A 15,001-nucleotide genomic window follows, 5' to 3' on the forward strand; every position below is an offset into this window, starting at 1 on the left:
GCGGAAATCCCGATCTCATGACTCCGGATGAGGGCTTAATGCCCCGGTGTGCGATTCTCACCTCTGCCGTCCGGCCGCTGGATGGCCAATCGTGGCGGTGCTAGCGTCGGATCGAGTCAACGCGGTGTTCTGCGGGGGCTGTTGCGGTGTCCGCCCCCGGCTTGAACTACGCGGCCGTCGACGAGGCCGCGCGGGATGCCGGCCCGCTCGTATCCGGCGAACAATTCCTGTGACCATGCGCCGCCTGGAGATCCTGCTGCAACGCCGAGGTAAGTCCGCATGGACGGTTTCCCTTCGGCGCGCCTCGGTGGCGTGTGTACGCCGGCCGGGGTGAATTCCCGTTCCGGGGCCGGCGCCGCACCCGACCAACCAACCTTCACGAGGCACCCGTAGCCCACTTGGCGTTATCGGGCCGTCCACGCGGCAGAAATGAGAAAGAGGAAACCAGGTCATGGTCGATTTGCCGCACGCTACCAGTGCTGCCGCGGTGATTCGTGAGCACGCGCTCTCGACGCCGGACCGCACCGCGGTGATCTTTGTTGACGATGTGGAGCGGGACGACGGCGCGACCCGCTGGTCGTACGCCCAACTGGACGCCGAGGCCCGGAAGATCGGCTCATGGCTGCGGGCCCGCTTCCCGGTGGGTGACCGGGTGCTTCTGCTGTACCCGACCGGGTTCGCCTTCGCCGCCGCCTACGTGGGCTGTCTCTACGCCGGCATGGCCGCCGTACCCGCGCCGCTGCCCGGCCGGTACCGCCATGAGCAGGCGCGGGTGAGCGGCATCGCCAGGAACGCCGCGATCTCCGCGACCCTGACCGACACGGAGAGCCTGCCCGACGTCATGGGATGGGCCGAGGCCGAAGGGCTCACCGGCACACCCGTGCTGGCGACGGACAGCGGCGCCCTGCCGGACGCGGGCGCATGGACGCCGGAGGAGCCGGACCGCCGGACACTCGCGATGCTCCAGTACACCTCGGGCTCGACGGGCGAGCCCAAGGGCGTGATGGTCAGCCACGACAACCTCCTGCACAACGTGGACAGCCAGCGCCGCGCGTTCGGGCTGACCTCCGAGGCCCGGCTGGGCGGGTGGATCCCGCACTACCACGACATGGGGCTGCTCGGTCAGATACTGCCCGCGCTGATGCTCGGCGGCAGCTGCGTGCTGATGCGCTCCAGCGCCTTTCTGCGGCGGCCGCACCACTGGCTGCAGATGATCGACAAGTACGACGTCCACTGGTCCGCGGCTCCGGACTTCGCCTACGAGCTGTGCTGCGCCAAGGTCACCGACGAGCAACTGGCCGGGCTGGACCTGTCCCGGTGGCGGATAGCCGCCAACGGATCGGAGCGGGTCGGCACCGCGACGCTGGACGCCTTCGCGAAACGGTTCGCCCCCGCGGGTCTTCGGGACGACGCGCTGTGCCCCTGCTACGGCATGGCCGAGGCGACGGTCTTCGTGTCCGGCGAGGCCCACCGGAAGGCCATGGTGACGACGGTCGACGCCGAACGGCTGCAGCAGCACCGGTTCGTACCGGCAAAGGTCGGTGCCGATCTGGTGAGCTGCGGGACACCGCGCGACTACGACGTGCTGATCGTCGATCCGCGGACCGGTGAGGCGCTGGCACCCGGCGGCATCGGTGAGATCTGGCTGCGCGGCCCCAGCCTCGCCAAGGAGTACTGGCGCAACGACTCCGCCAACGAGCGGGCCTTCCTGCCGGACGGCTATCTGCGTACGGGCGACGTCGGCACCCTGCACGACGGCGAGCTGTATGTGACCGGGCGGCTGGAGGAGCTGGTGACCGTGCCGGGGCGCACCCTGTACCCGCAGGACATCGAGCGGGAACTGCGCGCGCGGCACCCCGGACTCACCGGCGTCGGCGCCGCCTTCACGGTGCCGCTCGCCGGGCCCGGCACCGAGGAGGCCCTCGTCGTCACGCACGAGGTCGCCGGGCGGCCGGCCGAGGACGTGCTGCGCCGGCTGGCCCTCGGGATCGGACAGACGGTCACCCACGAGTTCGGCGTGCCCCTTGGCGGCGTCGCCCTGCTGCGGCGCGGCGGGGTGCGGCGCACCACGAGCGGGAAGATCCAGCGCGTACCGATGCGCCGGCTGTTCCTGGACGGCGAGCTGGACGTGATGTACGCCGACTACGCACCGCAACTGGCCGACGCGCTGCGGCCGGTCTGACGGTCGCGGCGGCACACGGCACGGCCCTGCTCGGACCGGCCGCCGCACCGGGGCCGGTCCGAGCAGGGCCGTTGTGTGCCGCCGCATGCCCGCGCGGCGGCCAGCTCACTCCCCTCGGATCGCCTCGGCGTACGCGCCGGATGCCCGGCGGCCCGCTCCGTGCGCCGACCGCAGCACGGTGTCCAGCTCCTGGAGGACCCGCTGGGCGCAGGTCGCCGCCGCCGGCACGATGTCCTGCATCAGAAAGTAGCCGTGCACCAGACCCGGCCCCGGCACATGGCGGACGGGTACGCCGTCGACGCGGAGCTTGTCGGCCAGCTCCACCCCCTCGTCGTGCAGCGGGTCGAATTCGGCCGTGGCGACCACCGTCGGCGGCAGGTCCCGCAGGTCCGCGCGCAGCAGGTCGAGGGCGGGTTCGCTGCGCTGCCGCGGATCGGGAACGTACAGCTCGTAGTGCCAGGCCATGTCGTCGACGGTCAGCAGATACCCCTCGGCGCATTCGCTGGCCGAGGCGAAGAGCAGCCGTGGATCCACGGGCGGGTACAGCAGGAGCTGAGCGGCCAGCTCCAGGTCACCGGCGTCGCGCGCGTCGAGTGCCACGCCGAGCGACAGGTTGGCGCCGGCGCTGTCACCGGCGATCACATGCGCGCGGCCGGGGAAGGACCGGCTCGTCCAGCGGGCCGCGGCGATGGCGTCGAGCAGGGGAGTGGGATAGGGGAACTCCGGTGCCCGTCGGTAGTCGGCCGAGACGACGACCGCGCCCAGCGATGCCGCCAGGATGCGGCAGACCCAGTCGTGACTGTCGATGTCGCCCAGCACCCACCCGCCGCCGTGCAGGTAGGTCACCACGCGGCCCTCGTCCGATTCCGGGGTGTAGACCCGGCACCGGAACGACGAACCGTCCGCGGTGCCGACCGTCCGGTCCGCGGCGGTGACGCGGGGGCCGCCGTCCTCCCGGCGCGGGCGGACCGCATTGCGGAGATACAGCTCGCGGGCGGACTCGACGGTCATGGCCCGAGCCGGAACCGGGGGGCCGCCGGCGCTCTGCCAGGTGATCAGGTTACGGAGTATGCGGTCCAACGGCATAGCAGCCCCTCCTAAGGACTGGTCCGATGCAAAATGCGGCGCATACGATTGTCTTTGACAATTCGTCGGCAACAGCGTCAGGAAGACGCGCGTCCAACTCCCCCACGCGCTCCGACTGTACATGACTGATCACGAAATACGCTGGGGCCAATCATCCGTCATGGCAGCGAATTACTGTGGCGCTCCCCGGCGTAGGCACGGTTCTTGAGGGGCTGTGAAAAACGCATCCATGGTGATGTGGTTCGCACATTGCCGGGGGTTGATCTACGCCGGTAGCCTGGCGAGGAGAGTCGGCAATGTGAAAAGCCACTCGAATATTGCCGTACTTGGGAATCCTGCCCGGATGTGACATTCGAGCATATCGATGTGCGGTGGGGAACCGGCACTTTTTGGCAGCACGCCCCATCACCAGCCCTTTCGTGAGGACGCGTCGGCCCGAGCGGTTCAACCGCTGGCGGACGGTGCACGCGACGCAGCGCAACAGAGAAGGAATTTGTCATGATTGTTCTGGGGTGCAACGGGTTCACCCGGGGCGCAGAAGTCTTCGCCGAGCAATTTGGCGCGGTCGGCACCGAGAAGCACTACGTCCTCGGCCATGACTCGGGTGCAGCGCTGTTGGTGGACGGCAAGCTGGTCGCCGCCGTCGAGGAAGAGCGGCTGAACCGGGAGAAGAAGACCTCCGACTTCCCGGTCAACGCGGTGCAGTGGTGCCTGGACCAGGCGGGCATCACGTTCTCCGACGTCGATCTCATCGCCATCCCGTGGAACTTCTCCGCGACGGTCTTCGACGGGATGATGATCGACCTCGCGGACACTCCGATGCAGCCTCCGGAGAAGCTGGCCCGGCTGGGTCGCCTCGGTGAGCTGTTCGCCAAGGCCCTCAGCCCCGAGGCGATCCTCGCCGACTTCGCCGAGCGCACCGGCTTCACCCCCGACCCGGACAAGGTGGTGTTCGTACAGCACCACCTCGCCCACGCGATGACCGGTTACTACATGGCGGGAATGAAGGACACGGCGTTCCTCATCAGTGACGGCCGCGCCGAACTTTTCTCCTCGCTGATCGGCGAGATCCGCGACGGCCGGATACGGGTCTTCGACGAGTCGACCATCAGCGCCAACGACTCGATCGGCAACCTCTTCGCCTCGATCACGCGATTCCTGGGCTTTGTGCCCAACAATGACGAATACAAGGTCATGGGCCTCTCCGGGTTCGCTGAGCCCCCCTCCCCGAACCCGTTCCTGGACCACATCGTCCAGCTGCACGACGACGGGCGCTACACCCTGTGCAGGCCGCACGACGTGGAGAACCCCCGCTGCTTCGACGAGCTCTTCGAGAAGCACTTCGGTCCGTTCGAGGACACCGTCGAGTACAAGGCCAATGTGGCCGCCGCGGCACAGGAGATGCTCACCGTCGTCACCAGCCACCAGCTGCGCGCGCTGGAGGCCAGGACCGACCTGAACCACCTGCTGTTCGAGGGCGGCCTGGCGCTGAACTGTGTGAACAACACCAAGCTGCTGGAGGGTTCGCGCTTCGACGACATGGACGTGAGCTTCGGTGCCAGCGACACCGGAGTCGTCATCGGCGCCGCCGTCCACGCCTGGGCCAACCACCCGGACACCACCGCCGAGGTGAAGTACGCCGACTCGGTCACCCCGTACCTCGGACCGGAGTACGACGAGGCGACGATCGAGCGGACCCTGCAGGAGTTCGGCGATCGTGTGCAGTGGACCCGGCTGGCCGAGGACGAGGTCGTCGAGAAGGTGGCGAACCTGCTCACCGAGAAGGTCGTCATCGGCTGGTTCCAGGGCCGGATCGAGCACGGCCCCCGGGCGCTGGGCCACCGCAGCATCCTGGCGAACCCGAAGTTCCCAGACATCAAGGACGTCATCAACACCAGGGTCAAGCACCGCGAGCCGTTCCGGCCGTTCGCGCCGATCGTCCTTGAGTCGGATGCGCCGAAGATCTTCGAGATGGGCCGCAAGACCCGCTCGCCGTTCATGACGTTCGTCTTCCCGGTGCGGCCGGAGTACCACGAGGTCATTCCGGGTGCGACGCACGTGGACGGTACCTCCAGGGTGCAGACGATCACCGATGAGGACACGCCGCTGCTGGCGACGCTGCTGCGCCGGTTCACCGCGCTGACCGACGTCCCGTGCCTGATCAACACGTCGTTCAACGTGGCGGGCGAGCCGATCGTGTGCAACCCGGCCGACGCGGTGAAGTGCTTCCTGGGCACCGAGATCGACTACCTCGTGCTCGGCAACCACCTCGTCACCAAGGTCGACCGGCCGGCATGACGTCCGTTGTCCTCCCGCCGGGGCGTCGTGCTGCGACGCCCCGGCGTTCCGGCGTCGGGGAAGGCGAAGGGTTCTTGCTATGAGTACCGTCCACGAGACGACCGTGGACCTGACGACGGTCGTCCGCCAACTGGAAACGCTGGCCGTGGAACTCCGCGGCTCGCACCGGCAGCGCATCCCGGAGGTCAGCGCCGCCTGCGATGCCCTCACCTGCGCGGCCGTCCTGCTGCGTACGCAACAAGACGGCCCGGACGGCGCCGCCACCCACGCCGATCACGCCACCCACACCGATCTCCTCTACGACGCCGTCGCCCTGGCCCGCAGCACTGTGGAGGCGGCGAAGTACGCGTGCCGCGAGCGCATGGGATCGCGTCGAGGCGCACCGGCGACCCGATCCGAGTAGCAGCGGGGACCGGCACGGTGGCTTGGCTCCGTCACCGGTCCCCGCCGCCGCACGCTTCCGGGACCCCGGCAAAGGAATCCAGGTCCCCGCCGCCGGGGCCCGAATTTACTGAGGTCCGTATAGGCGGCGGGCTGCAGATTTTCTTTCGGAAACACCCCGACCGGCCCCGGCGGTCTCGGCACGGGAAAGACGATCTGCAGCGAGCTCCCCCGTGGAATCCGTTATTCCACCGAACGGCCGCGGCCGGACCCGGAGCGACGCCGCTGGATTCTTCAGCACGTCACTCCAGGCCCGGCCGGATCGGCGCCGTCAAACAGGCCACAAACAGTCCACAAACAGGCCGCCCCGTCCTGGAAAGTACCGGCGACCTGGACGCTGAGAAATCCCCGCTGCCGCCGACGCGCACTCCGTCGCGATCGCCCGGCGCTCAGGACGAGGAATTCCCAGCAGCGGAATAATTCAGATCCAGTGTGAATCCCGGGCGATACGGAGCGCATCAATTCGGTTGCGCGCGCCCAACTTCGCCACCGCGGAGGAAATGTAATTGCGCACGGTCCCCTCCGACAGACACAACCGCGCCGCGATCTCCATCACCGTGTCACCCCGGGAGACCTGCTCCAGTACGGAGAGCTGCCGCATGGTCAGCGGACAGTCACCGTTGCCCACCGCCGCGACCGTCAGCTCCGCGTCGAAGACCCGCTCACCCTGGTGCACCATGTGGATGGCCTCGAAGAACTGACGAGGGGGCGCACTTCGCTGCACCATCCCGTCGATGCCGCCCGTAAAGGCTCTGCGGACGGTCGACCGGGTAAATGCGGTGGCGAGCAATAAGCTTCGGCACCCCGGCAGGCTGGTAATTTTCTGAGCGATTTCGATCGTGTCGCTGTCTCCGTCTTCGAAGCTTATTATGACGACATCCGGTCGATGCAGCTCGGCGAACTCCAGTGCCGCAAGATTGCTGTCTGCCGATCCGGCAACTCTGATCTCGTCGTGCTGCTCAAGTAATGCCGTGAGCGCAACCCGGGACAAATGCAGATCATCGGAAACCGCTACATTGATTCCCACTTGATTCCCCCATGCAATTAGGGTCGCCTTGATTCCTCCCTAGAGCTGGGTGATCGTATCATACGCGTACGAGAACCACTTGTGATCGTCTTTGTCAGTTCTCGCCGCTTTGCTCGGACAGGGCGTCTGTCCGAATGGAGATCTCTACCGAACCCGGGGTGGTCCGGTCGGCACGGCGGGCGGTTCCGCGGCTGTTACCTGCACGGTTTGGCGTACTCCCCGGTGGGTGAACGTGAAGATCGATACGGCCGCCAGCATCACCGTGCCGAAGAGGTACGGGATGGAGCGGCCGACCTCGTAGAGGCCGTTGCCCAGCAGCGGGCCGGTCATGAAGGTGAGGGCGGTGGTCGCGTTGACCAGCCCGGCCACGCTGGTCTGCTCCTCCGGCCTGGCCAGAAGGCTCGGCGCGGACATGATCCCGGGCATGCCGAACCCGAGTCCGGCCCCGAGCAGGGCGGTCCCCAGGCCGATCAGGAGTCCGGTCGGGGCGACGGCCACGACGAGCATGCCCGTGGTCATCAGGGTCGACCCCACCCGCATGAGGCGAAGCGGTGGCCAGCCCAGCCGCGGTACGGCCACGGCCTGGACGACGGCGATCATGCCCGCTCCGGCCAGCGCGACCATGCCGGTCACCGTCCCGGTCCGGCTGGGGGTGAGCTGCAGCCGGTCCTGCAGGAGGAAGCCGACCGTCATCAGGGTGAGGGTCATGGCGAGGTACAGGCAGAAGCCGGTGGCCAGGAAGGGCCACATGCGGCGGTCGAACGGGCTGACCTTCACCGCCGGGGGGCGCTCCGTGCGGGCCCGCGGCTTCGGCACACTGACAGCCACCAGGAGGGTGGTCACGGCCAGGATCGCCGGTGCCGCGTACAGCGGAGCCAGCAGACCGGTGATGCTCAGCAGACCGCCGATGGCGGGCCCGACGGCGAGGCCGAGGCCCTGCGCCGCGCCGAAGAGGGCCATGCCCCGTACCCGTTCGGCCTCGCCGGTGGTCATGTCGGCCACATAGGACTGCGCGGTGACCGGGGTTGCGGCCCAGGCGAGGCCGAACGCGGCGCCGCGGCTGAGGATGGCGCATGCGTACACGACCGGCACGGAGAGCACGCCGGTCAGCCCGATGTGGGCGCTGATCGCGAACGCCAGTAGGCCGACCGTCGCTCCCGTGAGCGAGATCAGCAGAACGGGGCGGTGGCCCCAGGCCGCGGCGCGGCGGCCCCAGAACGACCCGGCCAGCACCACGCCGGAGGCCCCGACGAACAGCACGAACCCCAGCGCCAGTTCGCTGAACCCGAGCTCGCGCGCGAGGGGGGCGAGGACCGGGTTCACCACCTGCTGGCCGGTCATCAGCCCGAACACGGCCAGGCACACCAGCAGGATCGGCCGCTGGTGAGTGAGCTTCGGCCGCTGGTCGGCGACCGCCGGACCAGCGCTCACGGCGGGCTCGGTTCCGTGCGCAAGCCGACGGCCGGCAGGTCGCCGGTCGCGGCCGCCGGACGGCCGCGACGCGGGTCCGTGCGCCGGGTTCGCTCGCACCGGGTGGTTCCAGGATGGTTTTCGAGCACGTTCCAAAAGTACAGGAGGGCGCTGGGCCTGTGAACACCGCATCTGACGGCGCATCGGTTTCGCGCCAGCCGGACGCGCCCGGGAACGGCGGCACATGTGGCGCTTCGGCGGTTCCCCCGGCACGCCCCCTGTGCCAAAGTGCCCACCAAACCGCCTACTTCGTGGCGGGGCATACGGGTCGCCGTCAGCATCAGGGCAGGTCAGGGCCGTGATCCAGGGCCAACTCGAACGCCTCGTCACACCGGCAGACCGGAGGTGTGGTGATGGCAGGCGACCCCGGGCTCTTCGGGCCCCGCTCGGTGACCTGGCAGCTGCACGGCGACCCGATGATGTGGATCGCGGGCGTCCGTGCGCTGTACCTACAGGCGCTGCACCCGCGGGCCGTACGCGGCGTCATGCAGAACTCGGCCGCCTTCCAGACGAACACCAGCGGCAGACGCGACGCCTGGGGCCGCCTGATGCGGACCGCGAACTTCGTCGGCACCCTCACCTACGGCACCACCGAGGCCGCCGAGCGGGCCGGCGCCGCGGTCCGCGGCATCCACCGCAGGCTGACCGCCACCGACCCGGCCACCGGCGAGCGCTACGGCGTCGACGAACCGGCCCTGCTGCTGTGGGTGCACTGCGCCGAGGTGGACTCCTACCTGCACGTACTGCGCCGCTCCGGCTATCCGGTCGGCGACGCCCAGGCCGACCGCTACCTCGCCGAACAGCGGGCGAGCGCCCGGCTGGTCGGCCTCGACCCCGACGGCGTCCCCGGCGACCGGGCCGCGCTCGCCGCCTACTTCGACCGCGTACGGCCCGAACTGGCGCTGACCCCCGAGGCCCGCCAGGTCGACGACTTCCTGCGCCGGCCACCGACCCCCGCCCCGCTCGTCCCGGCCCGCGCACTGCTCTGGCGGCCGGTCGCGCACCTCGCCTACGGGGCGCTCCCGGCGTACGCACATGAGCTCTACGGGCGCCCCGCACCCCCGCCGGCCGCCGTCACCCGCCGTCTGCGCGCCACCGGCCGCCTCCTTCGCGCCATTCCGCCCACCGTCCGCTGGCAGCTGCCACCCCGGCACATCCTGCGCGCCGTCGAGCGACTCGGCCCCGGCACCCGCCCAGCGCCCTACAAGCTCCGCCGATCCGCCGCCATACTGGACGAGCACCAGGGGCAGGGGGAGATGCGCGGCTGACCGCGGCACTGGGGACGGGGGCGGCGATACGGGATGGCGGAAAACAGGCTGATTCAGGGGCGCTACCGGCTGCTCGGCACCATCGGGCGCGGCGGCATGGGCGAGGTCTGGCGGGCGCGCGACGAATCGCTGGGCCGGCAGGTCGCCGTCAAATGCCTCAAGCCGCTGGGGCCCCGGCACGAACCGTCGTTCCTCCAGGTGCTGCGCGAACGCTTCCGGCGCGAGGCCCGGGTCGCGGCCGGGCTCCAGCACCGCGGCATCACGGTCGTCCACGACTTCGGCGAGGACGACGGCACGCTCTTCATCGTCATGGAGCTGCTCAGCGGCCGTAACCTCAGCCAGCTGCTGGACGACAACCGGCGCCAGCCGCTGCCCGTACCGGACGTCATCGAGATCGCCGAGCAGGTCACCGCCGCACTCGCCTACACCCACGAACAGGCCGTCGTGCACCGCGACCTGAAGCCGGCGAACATCGTCCGCACCACCGACGGCACGGTCAAGATCTGCGACTTCGGCATCGCCCGCCTCGGCCACGACATCGGCTTCACCGCCCGCCTCACCGGCACCGGCATCGCCATGGGCAGCCCGCACTACATGTCGCCCGAGCAGATCGGCGCGCACGCCATCGACCACCGCAGCGACCTCTACTCCCTGGGCTGTGTGCTCTACGAGCTGGCCACCGGCGTCCCGCCGTTCGACCTGGGCGACGCCTGGGCGGTGCTCGTCGGCCACCGCGACACCGCCCCCACACCGCCGCGCACCCTCCGCCCCGACCTGCCCGGGCCCTACGAGCGGATCATGCTCGAACTGCTCGCCAAGGACCCCGACGACCGGCCCTGCGACGCCGACGAGCTGGCCAAACGCCTCGCCGACGCCCGCCATCCGCAGCCCGGCAGCCATCCTCCGGCCGGCCCCGATGACGTCACGGTCCCCGCCGCACTGCCGTCGTGGACCCGCGGAATCACCCCCGGCTCCCCGGCCGGTGCCGCCCGCCGTCCGCCCCGCCCCGCGGCGGACCGGGCCGCCACGGTCCTCACCGACGCCTGGACCGGCGGCGATCCCCGGCCCGGCGCCGCCGCCCCGGCCGTCCCGCTCGCCAGCCCCGCGCCGCCGAACGACCGCCGAGCCGCCCTCACCGGACGCCTGGAGGACGCCCACGAGCTGGGCCGCCGCGGCCGGTACTTCGAGGCCCACCAGTGCTACGCCGAGGTGCTCGCCGCCCAGGAACGCACGCTGGGCCCCGACCACCCCGACACCCTCGGCTGCCGCCACCACCTCGCGCTCAACCTGGGCCGGCTCGGCCGGCTGGAGGACTCCCGCGCGATGGCCCACGAGGTGGCCGAGGCGCGCGCCCGCGTGCTGGGCGCACACCACCCCGACACCCTCACCACCCGCTTCGAACTCGCCTCCGTACTCGGCAGGCAGGGCAACTGGGCGGCGGCGCTGCGCGCCTGCCAGGAGGTCACCGCGGGCCGCTCGGCAACGCTGGGCCCCGACCACCCCGACACCCTCGCCGCGCGCTACGAAGTCGGCATCGGCCTGGGCCGGCTCGGCCGCAGCGCGGAGGCCATGACGCTCTACCGCGAGCTGATCGCGGCGCGCACCCGCGCCCAGGGCGCCGACGACCCGGACACCCTGCGCGCCCGGCACGGCCTGGGGGTCACCCTCGGCCGGCTCGGCCGCTGGCAAGAGGCGCTCGTGGAGGCCCGGGAGGTGGCCGAGGCCCGCGCACGGGTGCTGGGCCCCGACGACCCCGACACCCTGGTCAGCCTCCGGGAGACCGCCGTGGCCCTCGGCTGGCTCGGCCGTTGGAGCGATGCGCTGGAGCGCTACCGCCAGGTCGCGGACGCCCGCGAACGGGTCCTGGGCGCCGCGCACCTCGACGCGCTGGCCAGCTGGAGCGACCTGGCCCAGTGCCTGGAACAGCTGGGCCGCGCCGACGAGGCGGCCGCCCTCCACCGCCGGGTCGCGGCCCTGCGCCGGCAGCGCACCGCACGGGCGAGGTAGCGGCGCCGCCGGCGGAGCCAGGGCGGTTCAGCTCGGGGTGACCCGGTAGAGCACCGTCCCGTGCGCCGGCACCTGCCGGGCCACGATGTCCCGGTCGCTGTGCGCGCGGCGCCCGGAGACCAGGTCGTGCAGCTGGTAGGAGGAGGCCTCCGGCAGCCCGGCCGCGCCGGCCGTGACGGACAGGGTGCGCGGGGTGGCACCGGAGTTGAACAGGGCGATCGCGTGGTCGCCGTTCTTCAGCGGCTTCGACAGCACCGCGGAGCCCGCGTCCTGCTGCACGATCCTCCCCTGTACGCCGAGCGGATCCTGGTCGACCGCGATGACCTCCTCGTTCCCGAGCACCGTCCGCGCCGCCGGCGACAGCTTGCCCAGGTCCGTACTGGAGATCAGCGGCGCCGCCATCACCGCCCACAGCGACATCTGGCTCTGCATCTCCTGCTGCGTCAGCCCCGAGTCGCCGGCCAGCAGGAAGTCCGGGTCGTTCCAGCGGCCGGGCCGCTGGAGGTCCGCCAGATTCGCGTTGTAGCGGAAGTTGTAGACGATGGAGGACCACTTCGCATCCGGTGTGCTCTGCTGCAGCGCCACATCGCGACCGCTGCGCCACAGGTTGCCGAGCTCGGCGGACCAGCCGATGACCTGATGCCAGACGCTCTGCTTGCCGAACTGGAAGTACGCCGGCGCGGACACCGAGAAGGTCATCGGCCGGCCGGAGGCCCGCAGCGCCCCGCTCATCTGCCCGTACAGATCGCGGTAGGTCTGCTCCTTGTCGCGCCCCGCCACCGTGGGCACATTGCAGCCGTCCGCCTTGACGTAGTCCACCTTCCACTGCGCGAACAGCTCCGCGTCCTGGCGGAAGTGGCCGAGGCTGCCGGGATACTTCTCGCAGGTGAGCGTGCCGACGTCCGCATAGATGCCGAACTTCAGACCCATCTGGTGCAGCTGCTGCCCGAGGTGGGCCATGCCGTGCGGGAACTTCGCCGCGTCCGGCACCAGCTCGCCCTTGGCGCCGCGCTGCCTGGCCATCCAGCAGTCGTCGACGGTGACGGTGTCATAGCCCCGCTTCGCCAGCCCCGAACCGACCAGCGCCCGCGCATTGTCGAGCACCACCTGCTCGCTGACGCCGCACATGTAGTACGACCAGTTGTTCCAGCCCATGGGGGGAGTCGGCGCCAGATTCGGATACGGCCCGGCGGAGTGCGGCGCACCCGGCGCGCGGACCGGTCCGGAGGTGGCCGAGGCCGGCGCGGGGGCCGCGAGCAGCCCGGCCGAGCAGGCGGCGACGGCCGTCAGCCCGGCGAGGCGGCGGCCGGTGCGGAGTACCGAAGGGCGGGACACGGGTCACCTCACGGGGGAAGCGGGACGGCCCGCGGACAGGACGGCCGGGGCTGTGCCGGGGCGAGCACGGCCGGACGCTAGGAGCAGCCCCCCGGCCGTGCAAGACGCCGCACCGACCGGACCGGAGGATTCAGCCGCGTGCACCTGGCGACCGAGATCACCGCGTGCTACCAAGGGGCATGCCGGAACGGACTTCGTATGACGCGGTCATCGTCGGCGGCGGGCACAACGGACTGGTCGCCGCCGCCTATCTCGCACGCGCCGGGCGCAGCGTGCTGGTGCTGGAGCGGCTGGACCACACGGGTGGCGCCGCCGTCTCGACCCGGGCGTTCACCGGGGTCGACGCCCGGCTGTCCCGCTACTCCTACCTCGTGAGCCTGCTGCCGCCGAAGATCGTGCGGGACCTCGGGCTGCGGTTCGCGGTCCGCAAACGCACCGTCTCCTCCTACACCCCCGCCGTCCGCGACGGCCGCCCCACCGGTCTGCTCGTCGGCGGCGGCGACGCCCGCACCCGTGCCTCGTTCGCCGAACTCACCGGCTCCGACCGGGAGTTCACCGCCTGGCAGCGCTTCTACGGCACCACCCGGCGGCTCGCCGAACGGGTCTTCCCCACCCTCACCGAGCCGCTCCCCACCCGCGCCGCACTGCGCGCCGCCGTCGACGACGACGCCACCTGGCACGCCCTCTTCGAACGCCCCCTGGGCGAGGTGGTCGAGGAGACCTTCCGCGACGACCTGGTCCGCGGCGTCGTCCTCACCGACGCCCTGATCGGCACCTTCGCCACCGCCCACGACCCCTCCCTGCGGCAGAACCGCTGCTTCCTCTACCACGTCATCGGCGGCGGCACCGGCGACTGGGACGTGCCCATCGGAGGCATGGGCGCCCTCACCGACGCACTGGCCGACGCCGCCCGCCGCGCCGGGGCCGAGATCGTCACCAACTGCCCGGTGACCGCGATCGCCACGGACGGCCGGACCGCGGAGGTCAGCTGCGAGCAGGGCACGATCGGCGCCCGCCGGGTCCTGGTCAACGCCGCACCGCGGGAGCTCGCCCGCCTGCTGGGCGAGGCCCCGCCACCCCCCGCCGAGGGCGCCCAGCTCAAGGTGAACATGCTGCTCACCCGGCTGCCGCGGCTGCGCGACACCCGAGTGGACCCCCGGGAGGCCTTCTCCGGCACCTTCCACATCGCCGAGGGCTACGACCAGCTGGAGCGCTCCTACCGGCAGGCCGCGTCCGGTGAGCCGCCCACCGCGCCGCCGTCCGAGATCTACTGCCACTCCCTGACCGACCCCTCCATCCTCGGCGCCGACCTGGTCCGCCAGGGCTACCAGACGCTCACCCTCTTCGGACTGCACGCCCCGGCCCGGCTGTTCACCGCCGACAACGACACCACCCGCGACCGGCTGCTCGCCGCCACCCTCGCCGAGCTCGACACCCACCTCGCCGAACCGCTCGCCGACTGCCTGGCGAAGGACGCCGACGGCCGCCCCTGCATCGAGGCCAGGTCCCCCCTCGACCTGGACCGGGAGCTGGGCCTGCCGGGCGGCAACATCTTCCACCGCGAGCTGGCGTTCCCGTACGCGGACGAGGAGGCCGAGCGGGCCGGGGGCGCGCCCGCCCGCTGGGGCGTGGCCACCGCCCACCCCAACGTCCTGCTGTGCGGCGCGGGGGCCGTCCGCGGCGGCGGGGTGAGCGGCATCCCGGGGCACAACGCGGCGATGGCGGTGCTGGAGGAGGGGTAGCGCGAGCGGGCCGCCCCCGGGCAGCGCGAGCGGGCCGAGCCCGGGGAGGCAACCGGGCCGGTCCGGCAGACCAACCAGCCCGGCCCGGCGGATTTCTGACGCTGCATCAGAAAATCTCTTCCCTCGTACGGCGCACTGCGGCATC

10 protein-coding genes are annotated in these 15,001 nt (G+C 71.0%); 6 read left to right on the forward strand and 4 right to left on the reverse strand.

What is annotated here, in order from left to right; all coding sequences use genetic code 11:
- The first annotated feature begins 487 nt into the window (after positions 1 to 487).
- Entirely contained in the window at positions 488 to 2,182 is a 1,695-nt protein-coding gene (locus tag ACWD6P_RS05045) for a fatty acyl-AMP ligase (RefSeq protein WP_451442626.1), read from the forward strand.
- 105 nt (positions 2,183 to 2,287) lie between these two features.
- On the opposite strand, the gene ACWD6P_RS05050 is transcribed toward ACWD6P_RS05045, so the two are convergent.
- Positions 2,288 to 3,193 carry an alpha/beta hydrolase gene (locus ACWD6P_RS05050; RefSeq protein WP_451442627.1) on the reverse strand — a complete coding sequence of 302 codons (906 nt, stop codon included), beginning with the start codon at positions 3,191 to 3,193 and terminating at the stop codon, positions 2,288 to 2,290.
- A 573-nt stretch (positions 3,194 to 3,766) separates the two neighbouring features.
- Between ACWD6P_RS05050 and ACWD6P_RS05055 the strand changes: the two genes are divergently transcribed.
- The gene (locus tag ACWD6P_RS05055) at positions 3,767 to 5,566 is read left to right on the forward strand and encodes a carbamoyltransferase family protein (protein ID WP_451442628.1); all 1,800 of its coding nucleotides are present in this window, start codon (positions 3,767 to 3,769) and stop codon (positions 5,564 to 5,566) included.
- Between the two features lie 79 nt (positions 5,567 to 5,645).
- Positions 5,646 to 5,969 (forward strand): hypothetical protein, encoded by a 324-nt coding sequence (locus ACWD6P_RS05060; RefSeq protein ID WP_451442629.1) that lies wholly within the window; start codon positions 5,646 to 5,648, stop codon positions 5,967 to 5,969.
- 459 nt (positions 5,970 to 6,428) lie between these two features.
- Here ACWD6P_RS05060 and ACWD6P_RS05065 read toward each other — a convergent pair whose 3' ends face one another.
- The gene (locus ACWD6P_RS05065) at positions 6,429 to 7,034 is read right to left on the reverse strand and encodes a response regulator transcription factor (protein ID WP_451442630.1); all 606 of its coding nucleotides are present in this window, start codon (positions 7,032 to 7,034) and stop codon (positions 6,429 to 6,431) included.
- Between the two features lie 144 nt (positions 7,035 to 7,178).
- Positions 7,179 to 8,465 carry an MFS transporter gene (locus ACWD6P_RS05070; protein WP_451442631.1) on the reverse strand — a complete coding sequence of 429 codons (1,287 nt, stop codon included), beginning with the start codon at positions 8,463 to 8,465 and terminating at the stop codon, positions 7,179 to 7,181.
- A 392-nt stretch (positions 8,466 to 8,857) separates the two neighbouring features.
- On the opposite strand from ACWD6P_RS05070, the gene ACWD6P_RS05075 reads away from it, so the two are divergent.
- Positions 8,858 to 9,772 carry an oxygenase MpaB family protein gene (locus tag ACWD6P_RS05075; RefSeq protein ID WP_451442632.1) on the forward strand — a complete coding sequence of 305 codons (915 nt, stop codon included), beginning with the start codon at positions 8,858 to 8,860 and terminating at the stop codon, positions 9,770 to 9,772.
- Positions 9,773 to 9,805: 33 nt separating this feature from the next.
- On the forward strand, positions 9,806 to 11,779 hold the full coding sequence (locus tag ACWD6P_RS05080) for a tetratricopeptide repeat protein (RefSeq protein ID WP_451442633.1): 1,974 nt from the start codon (positions 9,806 to 9,808) through the stop codon (positions 11,777 to 11,779).
- 27 nt (positions 11,780 to 11,806) lie between these two features.
- Here ACWD6P_RS05080 and ACWD6P_RS05085 read toward each other — a convergent pair whose 3' ends face one another.
- Positions 11,807 to 13,114, reverse strand: a complete 1,308-nt coding sequence (locus ACWD6P_RS05085; RefSeq protein WP_451442634.1) for a glycoside hydrolase family 27 protein — start codon at positions 13,112 to 13,114, stop codon at positions 11,807 to 11,809.
- 179 nt (positions 13,115 to 13,293) lie between these two features.
- Between ACWD6P_RS05085 and ACWD6P_RS05090 the strand changes: the two genes are divergently transcribed.
- Complete coding sequence (locus ACWD6P_RS05090; RefSeq protein WP_451442635.1) at positions 13,294 to 14,856, forward strand: phytoene desaturase family protein; 1,563 nt, start codon at positions 13,294 to 13,296, stop codon at positions 14,854 to 14,856.
- The last annotated feature ends 145 nt before the right edge of the window (positions 14,857 to 15,001 follow it).

The sequence above is a fragment of the Streptomyces sp. NPDC002446 genome, assembly GCF_053595675.1.